15 protein-coding genes and 1 pseudogene are annotated in these 17,187 nt (G+C 52.1%); 3 read left to right on the top strand and 13 right to left on the bottom strand.

Going from position 1 to position 17,187, the window contains the following annotated elements:
* Positions 1-241: 241 nt before the first annotated feature.
* The 12 genes from VE954_RS07240 to VE954_RS07185 are packed head-to-tail and all read right to left on the bottom strand — an operon-like array spanning position 242 to position 12,378.
* Positions 242-820, bottom strand: coding sequence for a hypothetical protein (locus VE954_RS07240; protein WP_324951157.1), 579 nt, complete (start codon positions 818-820; stop codon positions 242-244).
* Positions 799-2,592, bottom strand: a complete 1,794-nt coding sequence (locus tag VE954_RS07235) for a hypothetical protein (protein ID WP_324951155.1) — start codon at positions 2,590-2,592, stop codon at positions 799-801. The genes VE954_RS07240 and VE954_RS07235 overlap by 22 nt, the downstream gene beginning before the upstream one ends.
* The gene (locus tag VE954_RS07230) at positions 2,582-3,340 is read right to left on the bottom strand and encodes a hypothetical protein (protein ID WP_324951153.1); all 759 of its coding nucleotides are present in this window, start codon (positions 3,338-3,340) and stop codon (positions 2,582-2,584) included. The genes VE954_RS07235 and VE954_RS07230 overlap by 11 nt, the downstream gene beginning before the upstream one ends.
* A 2-nt stretch (positions 3,341-3,342) precedes the next feature.
* Positions 3,343-5,295, bottom strand: a complete 1,953-nt coding sequence (locus VE954_RS07225; protein ID WP_324951151.1) for a hypothetical protein — start codon at positions 5,293-5,295, stop codon at positions 3,343-3,345.
* Between the two features lie 4 nt (positions 5,296-5,299).
* A complete protein-coding gene (locus VE954_RS07220) occupies positions 5,300-6,949 on the bottom strand; it encodes a hypothetical protein (RefSeq protein ID WP_324951149.1) in 1,650 nt (549 codons plus the stop codon).
* Between the two features lie 11 nt (positions 6,950-6,960).
* A complete protein-coding gene (locus tag VE954_RS07215) occupies positions 6,961-7,599 on the bottom strand; it encodes an OmpA/MotB family protein (RefSeq protein WP_324951148.1) in 639 nt (212 codons plus the stop codon).
* Positions 7,600-7,603: 4 nt separating this feature from the next.
* Positions 7,604-8,308, bottom strand: a complete 705-nt coding sequence (locus VE954_RS07210) for a MotA/TolQ/ExbB proton channel family protein (protein ID WP_324951145.1) — start codon at positions 8,306-8,308, stop codon at positions 7,604-7,606.
* A 23-nt stretch (positions 8,309-8,331) separates the two neighbouring features.
* Positions 8,332-8,964 carry a hypothetical protein gene (locus VE954_RS07205; protein WP_324951143.1) on the bottom strand — a complete coding sequence of 211 codons (633 nt, stop codon included), beginning with the start codon at positions 8,962-8,964 and terminating at the stop codon, positions 8,332-8,334.
* 9 nt (positions 8,965-8,973) lie between these two features.
* The gene (locus VE954_RS07200; RefSeq protein WP_324951141.1) at positions 8,974-9,915 is read right to left on the bottom strand and encodes a hypothetical protein; all 942 of its coding nucleotides are present in this window, start codon (positions 9,913-9,915) and stop codon (positions 8,974-8,976) included.
* Positions 9,912-11,066 carry a hypothetical protein gene (locus tag VE954_RS07195; RefSeq protein WP_324951139.1) on the bottom strand — a complete coding sequence of 385 codons (1,155 nt, stop codon included), beginning with the start codon at positions 11,064-11,066 and terminating at the stop codon, positions 9,912-9,914. Before VE954_RS07195 ends, VE954_RS07200 begins: the two co-directional genes overlap by 4 nt.
* Positions 11,063-11,668, bottom strand: coding sequence for a hypothetical protein (locus VE954_RS07190; RefSeq protein WP_324951137.1), 606 nt, complete (start codon positions 11,666-11,668; stop codon positions 11,063-11,065). The genes VE954_RS07195 and VE954_RS07190 overlap by 4 nt, the downstream gene beginning before the upstream one ends.
* Entirely contained in the window at positions 11,665-12,378 is a 714-nt protein-coding gene (locus VE954_RS07185) for a hypothetical protein (protein WP_324951135.1), read from the bottom strand. Before VE954_RS07185 ends, VE954_RS07190 begins: the two co-directional genes overlap by 4 nt.
* 300 nt (positions 12,379-12,678) lie before the next feature.
* Here VE954_RS07185 and VE954_RS43735 point away from each other — a divergent pair.
* Positions 12,679-12,998, top strand: a pseudogene (locus tag VE954_RS43735) (IS6 family transposase); the annotation flags it as partial.
* 115 nt (positions 12,999-13,113) lie between these two features.
* On the opposite strand, the gene VE954_RS07175 reads toward VE954_RS43735, so the two are convergent.
* Entirely contained in the window at positions 13,114-14,817 is a 1,704-nt protein-coding gene (locus VE954_RS07175) for a M48 family metalloprotease (protein WP_324951131.1), read from the bottom strand.
* Positions 14,818-15,959: 1,142 nt separating this feature from the next.
* Here VE954_RS07175 and tnpB point away from each other — a divergent pair.
* The gene (gene tnpB, locus VE954_RS07170) at positions 15,960-16,286 is read left to right on the top strand and encodes an IS66 family insertion sequence element accessory protein TnpB (protein WP_324951129.1); all 327 of its coding nucleotides are present in this window, start codon (positions 15,960-15,962) and stop codon (positions 16,284-16,286) included.
* Positions 16,287-16,352: 66 nt separating this feature from the next.
* On the top strand, positions 16,353-17,187 hold an 835-nt coding region (locus VE954_RS07165; protein ID WP_324951127.1), incomplete at its 3' end, for an IS66 family transposase.

Genomic DNA, 17,187 nt, shown 5'->3' with positions numbered 1-17,187 from the left:
AAACCACCTCCATGTTTCCTAACCCGAAGGGCGCGAACACGTGACCTATGATCGGGAGCGTAGTGCGGGAAATCCGCATGCTGCGTTCTGAGGAGGGGCTCCCTGGAGCGATCCGGGGGGTCTACTCACCCCGGGGCCCTGGATTAAAAGATAAATGAGATAGCGACAGAAATCATTCCGATTGTCTGTTGCTTGTCCTCGACTCTACGACAAACTTAGAGTCGGGAACTTTCACCAGGACTTACTCGGGTGCACTATCATCCGCGGGAATGCGGCCAACATCATCAGAATAGCGAATACTGAGCAAAAGCCAGCGCTGTTGGTGGCGATCGGCAGAAGGGGGACGATAAGCCCGCTGCAAAATAGCCTGTATGCAGAAGGACATCTCTCCTTCTGGTTCAGCGGATTGATCCCAGCGGAACTCCTGATGAAGAATTTTGCCGGTTGCTGGCTGGAAACGAAACCACCAATCAAAAGATGATGCATTTTGGCCCTCGAAACAGTTCTGGACAAATGCCCGACGCCGATTCAGTTCCTTGTAAAGCTCCCTTGCCCAGGGCGCTGCCAGCAATTCATTATTCGCAAATTTCTGCCGTTGAGCTACGGAACGGAGAAGCGGCTCGACCAGCTCAGTTTGCTGAAGCTTGCCATTGCCGGAAGTCTCCGCAGCCGGCGGCGCTTCCGACACCTGGCATCGGCATAACAACAAAAGGAGCAGGACAATTAATATGACGCAACCTATCAGGCGCCGCCGACGTGTCTGGCGGCGCCTTGTCTCATAGTGATCCTGCCAGTCTACTATTTCTCGCTGATCTGCCATGTATACTCCGGCGTGTGATCAGACTTGGTGCGAACATCTGCCTGCAGACGCAGCACACGAAAAACATTGAGCGCCACACGGTCGGCTCTGGGAAACGGCCATGGCAGAGCGTCCGCAGGTTCCATCGCGACTGTTCCCAGATGCACGTGACCCCGCCCACCTATCTGCCGATCCTGTCGTCCTTGGTTGAATTTTGCTCCTTGGGCTAACAGGGCATCCAGCATCGTTCTTACTTCCTCCTGCAATTTTGAGCGCCGTTGCTGCGGCTCAGTCCGGTCGATGGTGCGTTCCAAACCCCGAAGCAAAGATTGGAAGCTCTCGATGAGCGGGTTCGACTGAGCACTCAATTGCCCAAGCAGATTACTCATAAATTGCAGTGCCTGCCGTGGCTCATTCTTCATTTCGCGCTGCAAGTCCTGCAGCAGTGCCGTTTCCCGGCCAAGAGCCAGCTGCCTAAGCTTTGGCAGGAAACGGTTCAGACGGTAACTCAGAATATCCCGGGTTGCTGGGTTCTCGAGAAAATAGGACTCATGATAAAAAGCGCTGGTCCAGATTAGATCCTGGGCCAGGATTTTAAAGGTTGCCGGATCCAGATAGCTTTGAAGAAAGCTCAGAAATCGTTGCTCAAACCGAAATTGAAGCAGGATATGCTTGATCCATTTCATCGCTATCGGTGCCTCTTCACTTGTCTCCGCAGCTCGTGTTAGGCGGAGCAAGCGTGCAAAATCCCGCAGCGCATCAAGCGGCTGACCTTGCCGAAAAGCCTGGACCCCACGGTGCAGGGCAACGGCGGCGGCCTTGGTAAAAACTTGTTTTTCGCCCAGCTGAATCAGCTTTTCCGATCGTTGACCCGACCACAACGCAGGACGCCGGCTGGCATCAAGTTCATCGATAAAGCCAATGATGCGCTCGATTTGTGAGCCCTCTTCAGCTTTTATTGCCATATCAAGCCATTGGAAAAGCAGCTCGATTTTACGTTCTTTCGCTAACCCGCTGTCGGCTATCAACTGAGGGACATATGCTTTGGTCTCAGGATCAAGGCGCTGATAGGCTTTTTCCGATATGGTCGCAGTCTCTAGGATAAATTGAATCTGACTGGCGGCATCACCCATCTGGGAACTGAGATAAAGACGCAGCGCGTGCATGCGGGTTTCAAGCAGCTGGGCCTGGTCAGGGGTCTTCCAAACGGTTCGGGACCTCTGTAATAGATCCAGCATTAAGGCCGCGCGCGCCTTATCGTCGAGAGTCTCATCTGTTTTTTTATCCCAAGCGGGCATAAGGCGTTCGATCTGAGCCACGGCGCTGCAATCAAAGTATTGAACGGATACAGTTCTAATTTCGTCAACTGCGAGTGTCTGATCGAAGGCGAGGCGCCGCAACTGGTAACCCCGTCTGAAAGCTTCCACGCCTTCAGGAAGGGAACGGCTGGATGGATTTCGGTCACGGCGATGCCGAACCAAAAAATTATGCATAGCCAAAGGCCAGAGTTGGTCGCCGGTATGATCAGCTTCCAGATTCTGCGGGCAAAGATCCAAAGAATCGACACTGGCCCAAAGAAGCGAAAGGAAGCGCGGATGATATGGGGCCTTTTCCGCTTCAAAATCCAGACTGTGGAAGAGATACCAGTGCTTGAGAACCGTTGGAAAATCGTTGTCCCTCGCTGTTAAAAAAGCATTGTGGTATACCTGTCCGGCGAGGTTCGACTGGGCACTGATAGGCCCAACCAAGACCAGCATAGTCAGGACGAAACTGCTGAACATGTTAAAAAGCATAGCCTGCCCCGAACGTGACAGAGTACCAGGCCTTCATTTTGTCATCAAGAGATGTGACAGGTCTCTCATACATAAAGCGCGTGTTCCAGCTGATGCCTGACTTATAGTAGTTGTCCCACTGCAGCCCGACTCCCACGTTGTGGCGACTTCGCAGGATGCGCATGGATGCGGGAGCATCTTCCTGCAGCCTCCTGATCTCGTCAGCCGAGAGCCTTGTCTGATAGAGTCCCTTCAGCATATCCATGGGGCTGCTCGCTATCTTTGGGTAGATATTCAGATTGAGCTGAGCAACAGCACTTAAGACACATTGGGAAGTAGGTATGAAGGAAAAGAGCTGATTGCCAATACCTTCGAGCACGGGAAACTCAATTCCGTTTTGCCATTCCCATCTTGAGGGCCGGCCTGCTTGCTGAAAAGGCGTTTTGGCGATCTGTTGTGAAGCTTCGGTCGCCTCCGTCTCGACCTTCAGCACGGCTGACTTCACCAGAAAGCTTTCAGAAGGAAAACGCAGATTGAAGCCCCACGAACTGGTATCGAAATTGTTATATTCGATGAATTGGCCCATCTCCACGTTCAGGATGAGGTTTTTTTTGCGCCATTCCACGACTGAGGGACGCTTGGCGTAGCCAATACTCCTTTCAAGAAGTGTTTCAAGAGGAACCTTCTGCACCAGAGTTGACGCCTTTTCGCTGGATTGCGCGGTGGACGCAAAGAGTAAAGCTGGAATAAGGAACGCCTGCAATTTCATGCTTAACCTCCTCCTTTCTGAGGCAGCCGCGGCTGGTAACAGCGAGTCGCAAATTCCTCGTACCAGGGGCGATTCAGCACATAGTTGCCTGCCTCATCAAAGGCGGGATGCTGGCAGTATTGTGTGCACCGGCTTAAAACCTTACGGAAAGGCAAGGGCCGGTTCTGCAGAGCCGCTTCACCAAGGGCTTCGGTCAGGCTCTGCCTGCCGCGGATGGCAATGTAGCTGACGAGGCCTTTGGGACCCAATGCCGAACTGGTTGTGTACCGAACCGAGACGAGGAACGGCACATGAATCTGCAAGCCAATATTATAAACCTGATCCCGGTTTTGCAGGCGATGGGCTTCTGGCAGAAGACTGATTGGACTCGCAGGAATGCCTCCATCCAGGGTGCCGGGCGGTGGCAGGATCTCAAAAGCAAATGCCTCGGTGCTGTCATAAAGCCCGCAATAGCTAAGCGATTCACTGGCAAGAACCGGAAGCTGATCAAAGGGATTGAAGACATATGAACGGTCATTTTTCTGGGTAATGCTAAGGCCGCCCCCGCTTCCCGGTTCTTTTGGCGTATAGATGGAGAAATCATCGACAGTCGCACCGCGCTTCTGAACGTCATCCATCTTCTGGAAATTTTCATAGTCGGGCAAGGCCGGCGCGCTTCGGATTTCAATAGACCCCAATGTTATCTGGGATGGCTGGAAGGCGCAGGTACTGAGCGTGGTCGATGCATCACCCGCAACAGGGCACCAAATAACAGAAGGTTGGGCGATAGCCGGTGGAGATTCTGGGGCGAAACTATCATAGACAAACACCGCAGACACCCTGGGGAAAAGTGCGTTGTTAGCTATGGCTGCAAGACTTTGGCCCAGCACATCGCTGATCGTCGGGGACAACTCCCGGAGCTTGTAGTGTAGGATCAGCACAAGGGCGAGTTCCTGACCTTGCTCCTGGGCTGCGAGCACTTTTTCGTAGATCAAGGCCAGGACTTTTTCCCGACTGAAAGATCCCTCGTCCATGCAATAGTCAACCCTGTTCGTTGGAAAATGCATGCGCTCGACCTGGAAATCCAGGTAATTCTGGTCAATTGCGTCGCAGGCGGCAAAGATCAAAGGGATCTGTTTGGCTTTGGTGAAAGCGAGCTGCAAATCCTGTTCAATAGGCTCGACGATGGGGTTTTTGCGACCAAAGGCCACGGCAGAATACGAACCGTTGCCATCAGTGACCTCGGAAAATCCACACAACTGGGCCAAGCTAACGTCAACCTGGGCCATCAACCATGAGTCAGCACCCTGATCACTGCTTATTCTGTCGGGATTCAATTCGGTGCCAGCACAAACCGAGACTGATCCATAAAGGGAAGGATTGATGCGGTCAGGGTCACTGGAGTTGGTCTGGCCTCGGATGCCTGTGATCCGGTAGGGACGGCGTAAGCCATGGGCTTCTGCTTCTTCATGAGATAGGCCTGGAAAGAAATGTCGACCACGCCATTGGACATAGACATTCGTCTGATCAAAAACACCATAGATATAAAAGCTGCGACGCAAAGGACTGGATTTGCGCACAACGACCACCGGGACGGCGAGGGCCTCTGCAAGCTCTGCATCGCGGTGGAAACGGTAACGCAGCTGAGCGGATGGAATTGGCTGCGTCCAGCGGATACTCAGGCTGCCGCATAAAGTTTGACTGCCGCAGTCCACCGGGTCATGAGGATGCACATACGTTCCCGTATTAACATCCTGCCAGGTTCCGCCTTGATTCAAGGACATTTCCAGCAGCCCTTCTGCGCGAAAGGGCTGGGGGTTGTCGATGTGATAAAAGAGAAAGAAAGTACTCTCGTCTTCAAACCAAAAAGCTTTGGCCAAAGCAAAACGCAGAGGATTTTGCTCCAGGCCCACCTTTTTTCGGCAGGCCGTTAGAGCACAGATGATGCTGATGATGGAAAAGAGCCAGAGTCGCAAGGTTTCAGTCTCCTTCTTCCACGGCTTTGGCTGCTTCCCGGCCATAGGTTTTGATGGTCGCCATCACTCTACCCATATCCACTCGAACCGAACCTGAGGCGCGAATCTGGGAACGGTACGCTTCCGGCAGAATCCCCCAGATCGATCTTTGCTGCTGACTGTCCAACGACGCATACCAGTGCAGGAGATTCGTGGCGTCGACACTGAGCAGAATATCGCGAGCCCGTGATTCAGACATATAGTTGAGCAGCTCAGGGTAGAAAAGAGTGCGCGTCCAGGGTTTGGGTGGCTGATTGGTAAGATCCCGGCGATCGTCCTCAGGAAGCTTCGACATCAGAAAGCCCAGAATCCAGCTGGCATCGCATTCCTGACTCGCCCCGTTCATTCCCGGCCTGGCGGGCGACGCCGTAGGGGTGGAACCAGCAGCCCACTCAAACCATCGCTGCAGCTCCATGCTCTGGATGCGGTTGCTGGCGCAAAAACTTTCGGCCAACAGTAAGGTCTCATTAGGATTCAGGGCGTCCACCAGCTCGCGTATTTTGATGCCAGGAGCCAGCGCCAGCAGCGCTCGCTTCGCTTCGATCCCACTCTCCGCTCGTGAACCGAGCAGATCACGGGCATCATAGTCTTGAAAAAGGCGGCGCACGTGCATCACGGTACGCTGATCAAAATGGGTCTTCAGGGCCTGTTCCTGCTCCAGCTCCTGCAACGTATCCTGACGTTCCTTTGAGCCTGGCGCAAAGGTCCGCATAAATTCGCTGAGCTGAAGGCTATGCAATGACATCTGCGTTTCCGGCCCCAAGGGGCTGTGCTCGGCTCCGGTCAGAAGCAAGAGACTGGTGGCGACTTTGCTCAGCTCGCCCTCGTCCAGCCAGAGATGAAGACGGGCACGGAGCAGCTCGGGATTTTGATCATGTTTGTCCTGCAGTCTCGTGATACGTTCCGACAGTGCCCGGGCTTCGGCATCTTCGGGCTGGACTTCCGAGTAGTTCTGATCCTTGTTGCCGGCAACCGGCTCGTTTTCGAGTTTGCGCTTGTAAGATAGAAAACGCAGTTCATCTTCCTTGCTGTCACGCCCAACGCGGCGCCAGGCCCAAAGTCCCACCATCAGCATGATCGCCACCAGCAAACAGCCGAGCAACCAGGAGAAATGCTCCAGGAGGAGATTCTCTATTTTTTGCAAGCGTGCAAGCGGCACCGATTTCGAACTTTCGAGTTTACCAGCCGCCGACTCTGGGATTTGAATGCCACGAGCCGTGACCCGTAAAACTCCTTTGGACAACTTGGATTCGAGGCGGCGATTGAGATCCTGAATTGTCTGTTTGTCGAGGCTATCTTCGTGGACATACTCACACGCGGCAGTGGTTAGAATATACTGCGGGTCAGTGCTGACCAGGCTTTTACCTTCTGTGGGCAGACCGGGAAGAACCTGATCGCCTTGCATCGAAACGTTCTCGTGGGAGACGTAAACGCAGCCTCGCGGAAAGCAGAGGTTCAATCCGCAATCTTTTTGTAAAGCCAGTACAAAGTCAGCCTCTATAATCCTGATCTGATCCAGAATAGAATCCGGAATCTTTTCTTTAGGAACCCGAGCGGTCTGGGCCTGGCTTCCTGTTGCTGATAAGAATAAAAGTATAGCTATGAGCTGCTGCATAAGATCTTTCCTTAAAAAACGCGGATGACCACGCGGCGATGGCGATTCTTGCTTTCCTCTTGCGTAAGCTTTTCCATTTGAGCCCTAGGCAGCTTACGGGTGTCTCCATAGGATTCGACCCGCAGCCTGTCTCCTGGAATGCTTTGTCCCTCCATGCGTAAGCGCACCTGCTGGGCGCGGGCACTCGCCAATTCCCAGTTCGAAGCGAAGCGACTGCCCTGCCGTATCGGGGTATTATCGGTATGGCCCTCGATAGCGAACTCATATTTCTGAGCATAGGCCTGCAACTTACCCAGGACCGCATCCAGCACAGGGATCCAATGCTCTTCAATGCGTTCCGATCCGACGGGGAAGACCACTCCAGAGTTCAGCGATATTTCCAGACCTCGATCCGTTCGTTCCAGACTCACCACGTCGCTCAGACCTTTTTCCTTGATGTACTGGTCCAGTTCTTCCTGGATGCGGCTCAACGATACGGGCGCTGAGTGTCCTGACAGGCGCTCCTGTATGGCTTCCATCTTGACCCGACTGAGATCAGACATCGACAGGATGGCGATAAAAAAAATCAGAAGGTTGGTAATCATATCGGCATAAGACAAAAGCCATATTTCGTCTGTTTTTTTGCTGCGGCGTATTCGATATTTGTCCATGCTCTTATTCGCCCATGCTTACGAGTTGTCTGGTTGTCTTCTCACAGCGCTCGATCACGCTGATGCGGTCGTTCATAAGCCGTTGAATGAAATTGGCGATGGGTCCGGCGATGCCAGCACCAAAGGCAATTCCGTAAAGAGTGGCAAGGAGAGCCAGCGACATCGCTGCGCCGAGATCGCTGCTGCCGGAGGCAAAACTTTTGAAGAGTTGAATCATCCCTGTAATCGTCCCAACCATGCCGAAGGAAGGTCCGAGTTTGGCCATCATTTCCCAGTTGGCGATGCTGGTCTCGTGTTCGTCGACCACTTCATGAACAAAGGCTGTAAAGCGATTTTCACTCAATGCGACTGAAGCGCGGGCCGCAATCTGCTGGAGCATTTCCCTGGTGGTGGCAAGGGAGCTGTTTTCGGCCAGGGCTATTGCGTCGGCCCGCTTGCCCTGGATCCATAGCTTTTCGAGCTTGCGACGTTCCTCTTCCATTTTGTTGGTGAGGCGATCATAGCGACCGACAAAAGGCAGAAACTCTCGCAGCACCACAAAAGTTTTAACAAAGTCGCGGGGTTTTGAACCCAATAAGACGGCTCCCACAACCCCCATGATGATAATACCGAGGGCGTGTGGATCGAAAAAAGAGATCTGCGATTGAGGTTTGTTCATAAACCCAAAAGCAATGACGGCGATCGTTAAAGCTAATCCTATAATCTGCATGCGTGGTCTCCCTTAAAGGCGCCTTATGGATTTAATTCACGAAGTTTGCGTTCGACAGATGGATCCGGCTCCAGATCCTGGGCCTGCTCATAGGTCTCGATGGCTTTGTTTTTTTCGCCCAGCAGCAGCAGCACTGAGCCTTTGGCTCGAAGGAACTCAGGATGAGAAGGATAGCGGGCTAGCACCTTTTCGATAATCTGCAGGGCAAGACCATGGTTGTTAAGCTTGATGGCTTCATCAAGCTTGATTCGTGCCTGTGATAAGCTGACTTCGGGAGACTTCGGATTTTCCTGAAAGCCTTTGCTTATGTACGCATTGTGCAACACGATATGGCTGGTATCCGTGCTCGAGGGTGCGGGCAGGACAATATCAGGTCCAGGTTTCTTAACGCTGCCTTTATCGGCCCGATGCTCAATTATAATTCGTTGTCCAGAAGCAAGGACGGGAATGTCGACTTCCGTATATGTCTGGCCGTCGTTCCAACGGGATTTAACGGTTCGGTCACTGCCCGTGCGGGAGAGCTGGGATTGCTCGGGCTTTTCCACCATATCCTCAGGCACGACCACCTGGGGGTCGAGCAGATAATGAGTATAGGGCTTATAGTTGCTTGAGCAACTCAAGAGAAGCAGAGCCCCCATGATGAATACAAAACGCATCGTTGCCTCCTAAAAGGTCAGACCAAGCCCAAAGAGGCCATTGGTACTGAAAAATATATGAGCATAAAATTTCTCGGGTGGCCCAAACAACGGAAGCTTGGCCATGCCCACCACGGTCAAAAGATTATCTTTGATAGCGCCGTCTTCCGAATCCTCACTTTCAGCAGCCCGGGTCAGAAGACGTGGAACGCTAACCAGGACTTTGCCACCCAAGGCTGTGTTCCTCAGAGCCGGCATGATCCGAAACCAGTTCACTCCGAACCCGAGGACCGGATCGGTGATATTCAGCGAAATGCCACTCAGATACTGATTGGATGAGCCCCACTGCTGCATCATACTCCAGCCTATGTGAGATCCGCCGCCAGCTGGGCTTATACCAAAGTCCCATTGTGTGTGCAGAATGGCTTCACCTCGCGCCTGGCGTTCAAGAAGCCGGGATTTCGTGAAGGTTCGCATGCTGCGGCTGGGCCAATCCACGCGGGAATCCACAGTGTCTGCATAGATGATTTCGCCTGTGGCCAATGATACGATTCGGATGGAAAGCAGCTGAGCGCTGGATTGAAACCATACCGCCGCTTGAGGTCTGGCAGTTTCGCGTTGATAGATCGATCGGATTTTGGAGACATCCGCGAGATCATTTTCATAAACGGTTTGGTCCCCACTCTCGATCACGGCGCTCATACAACGCTCACAGACAAGAACCTTGGCTTGCAGTGACTGCTGCAGGCTATTGCTCAGTAAACTGATGATATGTGCGCGGTTATCCTGATCACTTATGACCCCAGCAATGGTCAGTGGGGTGAACTGCGAAGCATCGATGAGCCCGTCTTCGCGATGCTCTCGCAGGCGTTCTTCGAGCCGCTGCATGGACTGCTGCAACTCAGCCGCACCTCCCCAGGCAGAAGACGTGACACCAAGGATAAGCAGCAGCCAGCTGTGGAGCATCCTCATAGCACCACCCCTAGTTCAATCCCATAGCTATGGATATTCGCTTTGAGATTGGCGTTTTGGTTCTGATTCGTGAAGTGCTCGACGTAAAGTCCCATACGCATGAAGTCGGCCAGACGCGCTTCCAAGCCCAGGCTGAAGGCCGTGATGTGGGCTTTGGGCTTATATTCTCTGCCACCCAGGTTTGCAGCTATATCCCCGGGCGTCAATTTTGCGTCATCTTTAAAAAGCGCCGTACCCGGTCCGTTTATCTCCCAGTAGGCTGGGCCCGCATAAATGTAGACATCGGGTGCGATCAGGTCCATCTGCTCGAGCATAAGGTGACGATAGAGTCGGCTGGATAGCTGCCATGCATTGTGGTCTCCTTTAAGGGACGCGACTCCGAATTGAAAGTCAGCGAGCCACTTTTTACGATGATTAGCAAATGTTTCGAAGCCCAGGGTCGCCCAAACAAACGGTGGTGTTAGGACAACGGCGCTGCTGGTCTGAATAACCGATGTTCGAATACCGAGGCTGAGACTGAGACGCTTGCGGCCCTCAAGGATCGCAAGGTATTCGCGACGCGCATCATCGGCCGATACAAGGTTCACCGCATGACGCAATGAAGGCGGCTGGCTTGAGTCGGTGGCAAGACTGCGAGCGTAAACGATGCTGTGATCATTAAGAGATACGATATAGGACCGCAGGACCAACTGTGAGCCCTGGCCTTCGATATCGATATAGAGAGCGAAAGCGGCCTGATTTTTAAGGGTTTGGGAGATCTCGGGGATTTCCCCGCCTCGGGCGATAATTGTCTTGTCACGGACTGAGTAAGTTGTGACAGCCACGCACGCTGCACAGTAGACCGGAATGATTCCCGACTGTGGATTTTTGATCATCAATTGGGTGACATGAGTTTCCAGGAGACTTGCCAGCTGCGCGTTCAGTCCGACCGGTACCGACACTCCCATCAGGGCGACGCGAGCCTTCATGCCTAAGGGTGGATTTTTTGTCCAACTGTACACCAGCTCATCCAAAAGATCGGCCGCCATCAGCTGAATGCTCATGGCACTGGCTCCGCGGGCCCGATTTGCAAGCTCAGCATCACCGTCTTCGGCATGCAGCGTCCCGATGCTGTAGAGAGCCAAGATTATTCCCAGTAGAATTCTGTTCATAGCCACATCCAGCCTTCCGCTGTGCAAGCTGCAGCACGCAAAGCTGAAGCCTCCGAATCCGTCTCGATAATCAGGAGATAGCCCGTCGATCGATCTTTGAAGTCCAGCTGACGGCAGGTGTCTGGGAGGGATGAAACTTCGGCCGAAAGTATCCGGTTCTGCGGCGATTGCTGCGCAAGTGGCAGCTTTCTTTCGGCAAGCTCGACCTTTACGGCTGTCAGAATTTTGCTGCGCAGGCCATCGTCGCTATGAAATACCGAGACTGTCCAGAGTTGTACACGCTGGGCAAAATGCTGGTCGATGCTGGCCCTGACCCGCTGGGCGAAGCTGTCAAGGCGATTTAACGTAAGCTCTGTCGCCAGTGGTCTATGGATCGCCGCCAGGACCAATGACTGGCAGGAGACGGCGCTATCATTAGAATGGTAGTCAATATCGATGTCTTCATGATAACCCGAACCATGGACAGTCTTTCGACCATCGGCTGCACTCAAACGGCAGTCGATGCGACCGCGATCGGCAAGGTCAATGCCGCTGCGCACATGATCTTTCGATGGCGCCGTCAAGTAGACGAATAGAGCGACCAGTACCAGCAAGGCATTCATGGTCCGACTCCATTCTCTGCCGCGGCCTGCGAGATTTCATTTTGGCTGCTGGCGCGACGCAGAAGTTTGCCGAAGTAAACGTAAAAATCGCGGCTGTTATTTGCGTAAGCATTTTCCTTGTCCACCACGTGGACTGCTTTCAGTGACACATGGAGCAACGAGTAGCCCCAGCCGTAATATTCCCGGAGAAGGGCCTTAAATTGGCCATGTTCAAGTAATTGATGCTGGGCATTGAAAATGCGAATTTCGGTTTTGAACCAGCGGTCCGTCTGGGTTGGATAAAAGCCGAAGCTGGCTACATGCAAAAGTGATTCAAAGGTCTCGGGCGCCCTGATCAAGCCCGAACTGACCAGCTCAATTTTCAAATCAGGAGATTCGTCCGTCTCTCCATCATCCTGGTCGCTTAGCAGCTTGGCCTGATAAAGATTGATCCAATCACCAATCTTCGCGCACAGACCAGGCGCTGGTATTCGCTGATCCAGTTCATCCTTCGCTGTGCAGCTCACCTGCAGGCGCAGATCCTTAAAAGTAGCGTCGCGATGTGTGGCTGGTGATTGCAGACCTGTTTCATACGTTGGATAGTAATGATAAGTACTGCAGCTGGTAAGGCCGAGGCAGTAAGAATGGATTATAATCTTACGTAGGAACATCATTAAAAAGCCAATCGTAAGTGGTTTGTGGGCAAGTGTTCTGCATAGTGCATACCGCATGATAACGTCCTGTAAGTTCAACGCTTCATCATTGATCGCATTGACTCAGCCCTTTACAATGTCATTAAAATTTTCGACTACGCAGAGTAATGAAGTTGGGTTCAACGTATGGAAGCGACAGAAGTCTTGGAGATCGACTGAGGTGGATTCTTACGGTGGCTCTGTTGCAGCAAATCTCTGGTATTTTGACCCGGGACTCGTCATATTCGCCAGTTCACCATACCAGGGGATTGGTTATGGCAGTGAGCTTCATAGGACGGCACTTCGAAAAGTCCATTATCCTGAACCTCCATCTGCTGGTATCTCGCCTGTAAGCTTTCCACGAGGGAGCTCGAGGAAATGATGGCTGAGCGCGGGTTCATGTCGGTCACTCGACCATCCACAGGTGGGTCCTTTACTAGTCCCCGGAGCTGGAGGCGGAGCTCAGAAAAAGGAAAAAGCCGGTATCAGGTCGCTGGTTCCGGGATGAGCTGGCCATCAAGATCAAGGGAAAACTCAAATGGCTTTACCGCGCAGTGGAAGAGGATGGCGATACGATCGACTTCCTTTTGTCGGCAAAGCGGGATCAGAAAGCGGCCATGAGGTTTTTGAAAAAGGCCATTCGTCAGCATGGAGTGCCGGAATAATAGGTGATTCGCTTCGCGGCCCACCAGACTGATGTAATCTTCGGGAGGGCTTTCTGAACAGAATGCCCGGATATACTTCGTTATTGCGCCTGCGGACATGAATCTTCTTTCACTCGATGTGCATTAACGTGTCGAGAGCCGCGTTCCATGTCAGCTCGGGTTGAATGACTGGAATCGTGGATTCCGAATATTTTGCAAAATAGTCTTTATGGACTTCGATCTCCTGAAAAATGTTATAAGCACGGAAGCAGTAGTCGTGATGCAGGTCATCGAAGTTTTCAAGCGAAACAGGAGTCGGGAATCCCGCCTCATACTGCTTACGGCGCTCGGTATTGCCTTGCGCTTCGGCTGAGTTCACGGTGAATTCAACAAAAGACATGGGATCCAGCCCCACGCGATAAACCATCTCAGTGCCAATGTCATCCGCTTCCTGTTCGGCGGTGTACCAGCCCAGACCTTTTTCCTGCGCTTCCCGAACCACCAGAACTTTTGCGCTCTCGATCCCGCCCACCTTTTCTTTGATAATCTTGTCAACGTCTTGAATCAGCTCCAGAGCATTTTCTTTGTCTCGGAGTGCCGGGGGCGCAATCGGCTGCTCATAGATCAAATTACTGAGAGAAGACCTGACACTGGCCTCGAAGAATGAAGCCTTAAGCAGCGGGAGGCAGGATTTGACACCAGCCTCATACTGCCTGTAGGCATCTTTGGCTGCGTCCGTGTGCAAAAAATCGTAGGGCAGATAACTGAGCAGCCCGCCGTAGTCGGTTCTCACGAGTTTTCCGAACATGCTACAGGTCGTCATGCAATCGGGCTTGTCCTCCCGGCAGACGTAAGTACTTTGATTATCGCGGATATTGTAACTCATGTTGCCTACGACCTTGTAAAGAGCTGAGTGAAACTCCTGGCCCTCAATCTTGGGAAAATACAGCGGCGGCAGCTGACGAATCCTCTCACCCACTGCACTCAAAGGATGATCGGGTGCCAAAGGCTCGGGCTTTGAATCGCTGTTCTTGTCTTTGAGCTCGTAGAAGTAATCATAATCTTCACCTTTGATCATGCTGTGAGCCATATAATAGTGGCCCAGTTCGTGAGCCAGCAAGCCTACAATCTGTGGTTCACTCGCGCTTTTAAGCACGGCACTATAGACAGTGATATAATTATGAGTTGCATTGAAGGAAAGGCCAGCAAAGGAGTTGCCCGATACGGACGACCCGCCGAGACACTCAGGGCTGAGAGCGAGACGTTCGCTGTCGATGCTCATTTTACAACCACGGATATTTCTAAACGCGTATTGGGCTGCTTGCAGCCTTGCGGTGATATCGCCCTGAATCGCGGTGCAGTCCTCCGGGCGGGTGCTCATATCAACCCCGCCTTCTTCCGTGATCATGAGATGAGATGGGGAATCGGCCACCTGCTCGACGGAGGGGTCAGTGGTGATCCTAACGTCAATGCATACAGGAGCGGTGGAAACATAGGCATTAATCTTGTCCGATTGCACGATCCTGATTATGGGACGCGGCGCGACTGAAAGAGCGGGAGTTGACTTGAGCATGTTGCGGCGAATCGCATCGGCCCATGCCTGCAGGCGCTGCGTCATCGGATGCCGGGCAGAGTAAGTCGGCTGGCCTTCAGCCTCATGTTTCACCCAACGCTCATCATCGAGCTCCGTCGACTGAAATGGATTGTCATCATTCAAAAAGCGTCCTGGAGCATGACTGGTCTTCGAACTTTCAGAAGTCTTGGGATGGCAGGACGAGATTGTCAAAACAGTAGCGAAGGCAAGAAACTTCACGCAACACATGGACGATTTCATAAGCTGGTTATCTCCATAGCAAAAGAAGACAGCATGAGAAAGCTCATAAACAAGCTTAGGAAGCTCGAAACGGGTCGGCGCTATTCGAAAAGTTTTCGTACATGAAATGACAGATGCAGCGACTCCAATGCCGTTAAACTCCGTGGTCCATCCGGCTTCAACCAGAAGCAACGAAGATCCTCAGTTTTATACCTTCTTCGTAAATAACTGGCTGGTTTAGATTGCGGGTAGTGCAGAAAGCTATCCACTATGAGCATTGTCAGGCCCGCCTTGATTATAAAAAAGCTTTAAATTTTATCCACGCCGCTGGAAGTTCTAGCTAGACAGCGGTAGACGCCACTTCGTTAATGTGGTCATCGTTTGCTGAGCAGGAAGTCCGCGTTCCCAGCAATGAAGATCGGGATTGTCCATTTTCGAACGCACAAATGCCGACGACTGTTCGGCAATCCCGTGGCAAACTCCCTGCTATCTTGGATGCAACACCAATGTTCTTACCACCAAAAAGGATGAGTTAGCGGCCTTCTTTCATGGAAGCGAAATCAGGGCAAATTGCGACCACTATCAGAGCAAAGGGTGCGGGATGATCGCTAACGGTTGCCTAGGCTGAAGTAGTCCACAGCCTTTCAGCCGCTGGAAGTTCTAGACAGCGATACTTCATTTTGAGCTGCGTGAGGAGGGGCCTACTGGAGCGATCCGGTGGATCTACTCACCACACTGCCCGACACGAAGTGAGCAGGGATACAAACAGATGACGGCAAGAATTTTTGAGATGTGACACTTTGACTTTGATGTGAAGAAAACATGTTAGAATAGCCGAAAACTTCCAGATGTGAGGCTAATCCATGAAAATTACCAATGGAGGCGAGCAAAGGACTGAAATCGTCAAATTGGGCGGCGATACAACCTTTGCATCCAGACCAGCCAGCCAGTAATTTGCTGGTGCATTTCACTTGAACGGGAATGGAAGTTACTTCCATTCTCGTTTCATCGGAATGGGGTGACCCAGTGCCCAATCCCAACATCGGGCACACAATGGTGCAGCCATTTAATGATCTTACGTAAGTCAGCAGCCCTGCCAGTCTCTTGAAATTTTCTGAGTTCCTGCCAACGTGCCGACTTTGAGATCACTAGAAGGAATCTGCATGTTTTTAGACCCACGATCAGTTGACGTCTTTATTTATAAGAAACCTATCGACTGCCGCAAGGCGCATGCCGGACTCGTTCAGCTCGTGAATTCCGTGCTCCTGAAGGAAATCCGAGGCGGTGCGATATTTTTGTTCGTTTCACGCGATCGCAAGACCGCCAAGGCGCTCCGATTCGATGGATCGGGCCTTGCGATATATCACAAAAAAATGGAGCGTGGCAAGGTCATGCAGTTTTCTTTCGAAGGCCAGTTGATATCGGTGTCGGCGGATATTTTCATGAGCATTCTATCCGGTGCCGAAATTCGCCTTGATCTGAAGATTTGAAATCGCTACGGTCTTCCCAGCGTTCAATTATTTCCGCAGAAATAACATCGAAGCAAGGAAGCTGAGATGGATGTTGATATAAGCCGTATCAGTTTTAAGAATGAAAAAGACATCAACTATTTGCGTTATGCCGGCGATCATTTGCTGACCAGAGTGATTGACCTGGAGCGTCGGCTGGCACTGGCCCTGCTCGAAAAGAAGTTCGATGAAGAGCTGCTTTCAGTCCTGACGGAAGATTTGCAGTTGCTTAAAAAGCGGTTTTTTTCGGAAAAGTCCGAACGACGCGCAGCGGCCAAAGACAAACCGCCGTCGAGACGAAACAAGGATCGTCTACTGCATAACCATAGGCCTATCGATAGCGACCTGTCGCAAGCTGAGTGCCAGCTTTCGTATGAGGAAATCCTTCATTGCGACTTCCCTGGCACGAAGGACGACGAAGACGGCAATAGTATCTGTCCCTGTGGTGAAGGGCTATTGATGCCAATGGTCGGGGCTTTCGAGGAGTCTGGTGAAATCGATGTGACCGACCGGGTCTATGCGATGAAGCGGCACAAAAGGCAAAAATGCAAATGCACGGCCTGCGGCAAAATCATGACCGCCAAAGGCCCCAACAAAAGCATAGCTGGATCGCGATTTTCCGTGGCCATGGCCATTCAGGTGGCCGACGATAAATTCCATCATCACCTTCCCCTTAATCGGCAGAGCGAGATGATGGCTGCCAGAGGCCTTGCGGTCGGAACCAGGACGCTTTACGCGCTCACCGAACATCTAATGAAGCTTTTGGAGGAAATCCCGGCCATCATTCGCTCGGAGATTCACGCAGGCAGGCATATTCACATCGACGAAAGTCCCATGGACATTCTAAACCCAAAAACCAAAGGCTATGTCTGGTCAATCAGCA

Origin of the sequence: Oligoflexus sp. (assembly GCF_035638955.1) — a bacterium.
GTDB lineage: Bacteria > Bdellovibrionota_B > Oligoflexia > Oligoflexales > Oligoflexaceae > Oligoflexus.
This window is presented reverse-complemented; position numbering and strand designations above follow the sequence as displayed.

Coding starts and splice junctions, on each gene's coding strand:
- VE954_RS07240 (WP_324951157.1), bottom strand. CDS start 820: ATGGCAGATCAGCGAGAAATAGTAGACTGGCAGGATCACTATGAGACA.
- VE954_RS07235 (WP_324951155.1), bottom strand. CDS start 2,592: ATGCTTTTTAACATGTTCAGCAGTTTCGTCCTGACTATGCTGGTCTTG.
- VE954_RS07230 (WP_324951153.1), bottom strand. CDS start 3,340: ATGAAATTGCAGGCGTTCCTTATTCCAGCTTTACTCTTTGCGTCCACC.
- VE954_RS07220 (WP_324951149.1), bottom strand. CDS start 6,949: ATGCAGCAGCTCATAGCTATACTTTTATTCTTATCAGCAACAGGAAGC.
- VE954_RS07215 (WP_324951148.1), bottom strand. CDS start 7,599: ATGGACAAATATCGAATACGCCGCAGCAAAAAAACAGACGAAATATGG.
- VE954_RS07210 (WP_324951145.1), bottom strand. CDS start 8,308: ATGCAGATTATAGGATTAGCTTTAACGATCGCCGTCATTGCTTTTGGG.
- VE954_RS07205 (WP_324951143.1), bottom strand. CDS start 8,964: ATGCGTTTTGTATTCATCATGGGGGCTCTGCTTCTCTTGAGTTGCTCA.
- VE954_RS07200 (WP_324951141.1), bottom strand. CDS start 9,915: ATGAGGATGCTCCACAGCTGGCTGCTGCTTATCCTTGGTGTCACGTCT.
- VE954_RS07195 (WP_324951139.1), bottom strand. CDS start 11,066: ATGAACAGAATTCTACTGGGAATAATCTTGGCTCTCTACAGCATCGGG.
- VE954_RS07190 (WP_324951137.1), bottom strand. CDS start 11,668: ATGAATGCCTTGCTGGTACTGGTCGCTCTATTCGTCTACTTGACGGCG.
- VE954_RS07185 (WP_324951135.1), bottom strand. CDS start 12,378: ATGCGGTATGCACTATGCAGAACACTTGCCCACAAACCACTTACGATT.
- VE954_RS07175 (WP_324951131.1), bottom strand. CDS start 14,817: ATGAAATCGTCCATGTGTTGCGTGAAGTTTCTTGCCTTCGCTACTGTT.
- tnpB (WP_324951129.1), top strand. CDS start 15,960: ATGTTTTTAGACCCACGATCAGTTGACGTCTTTATTTATAAGAAACCT.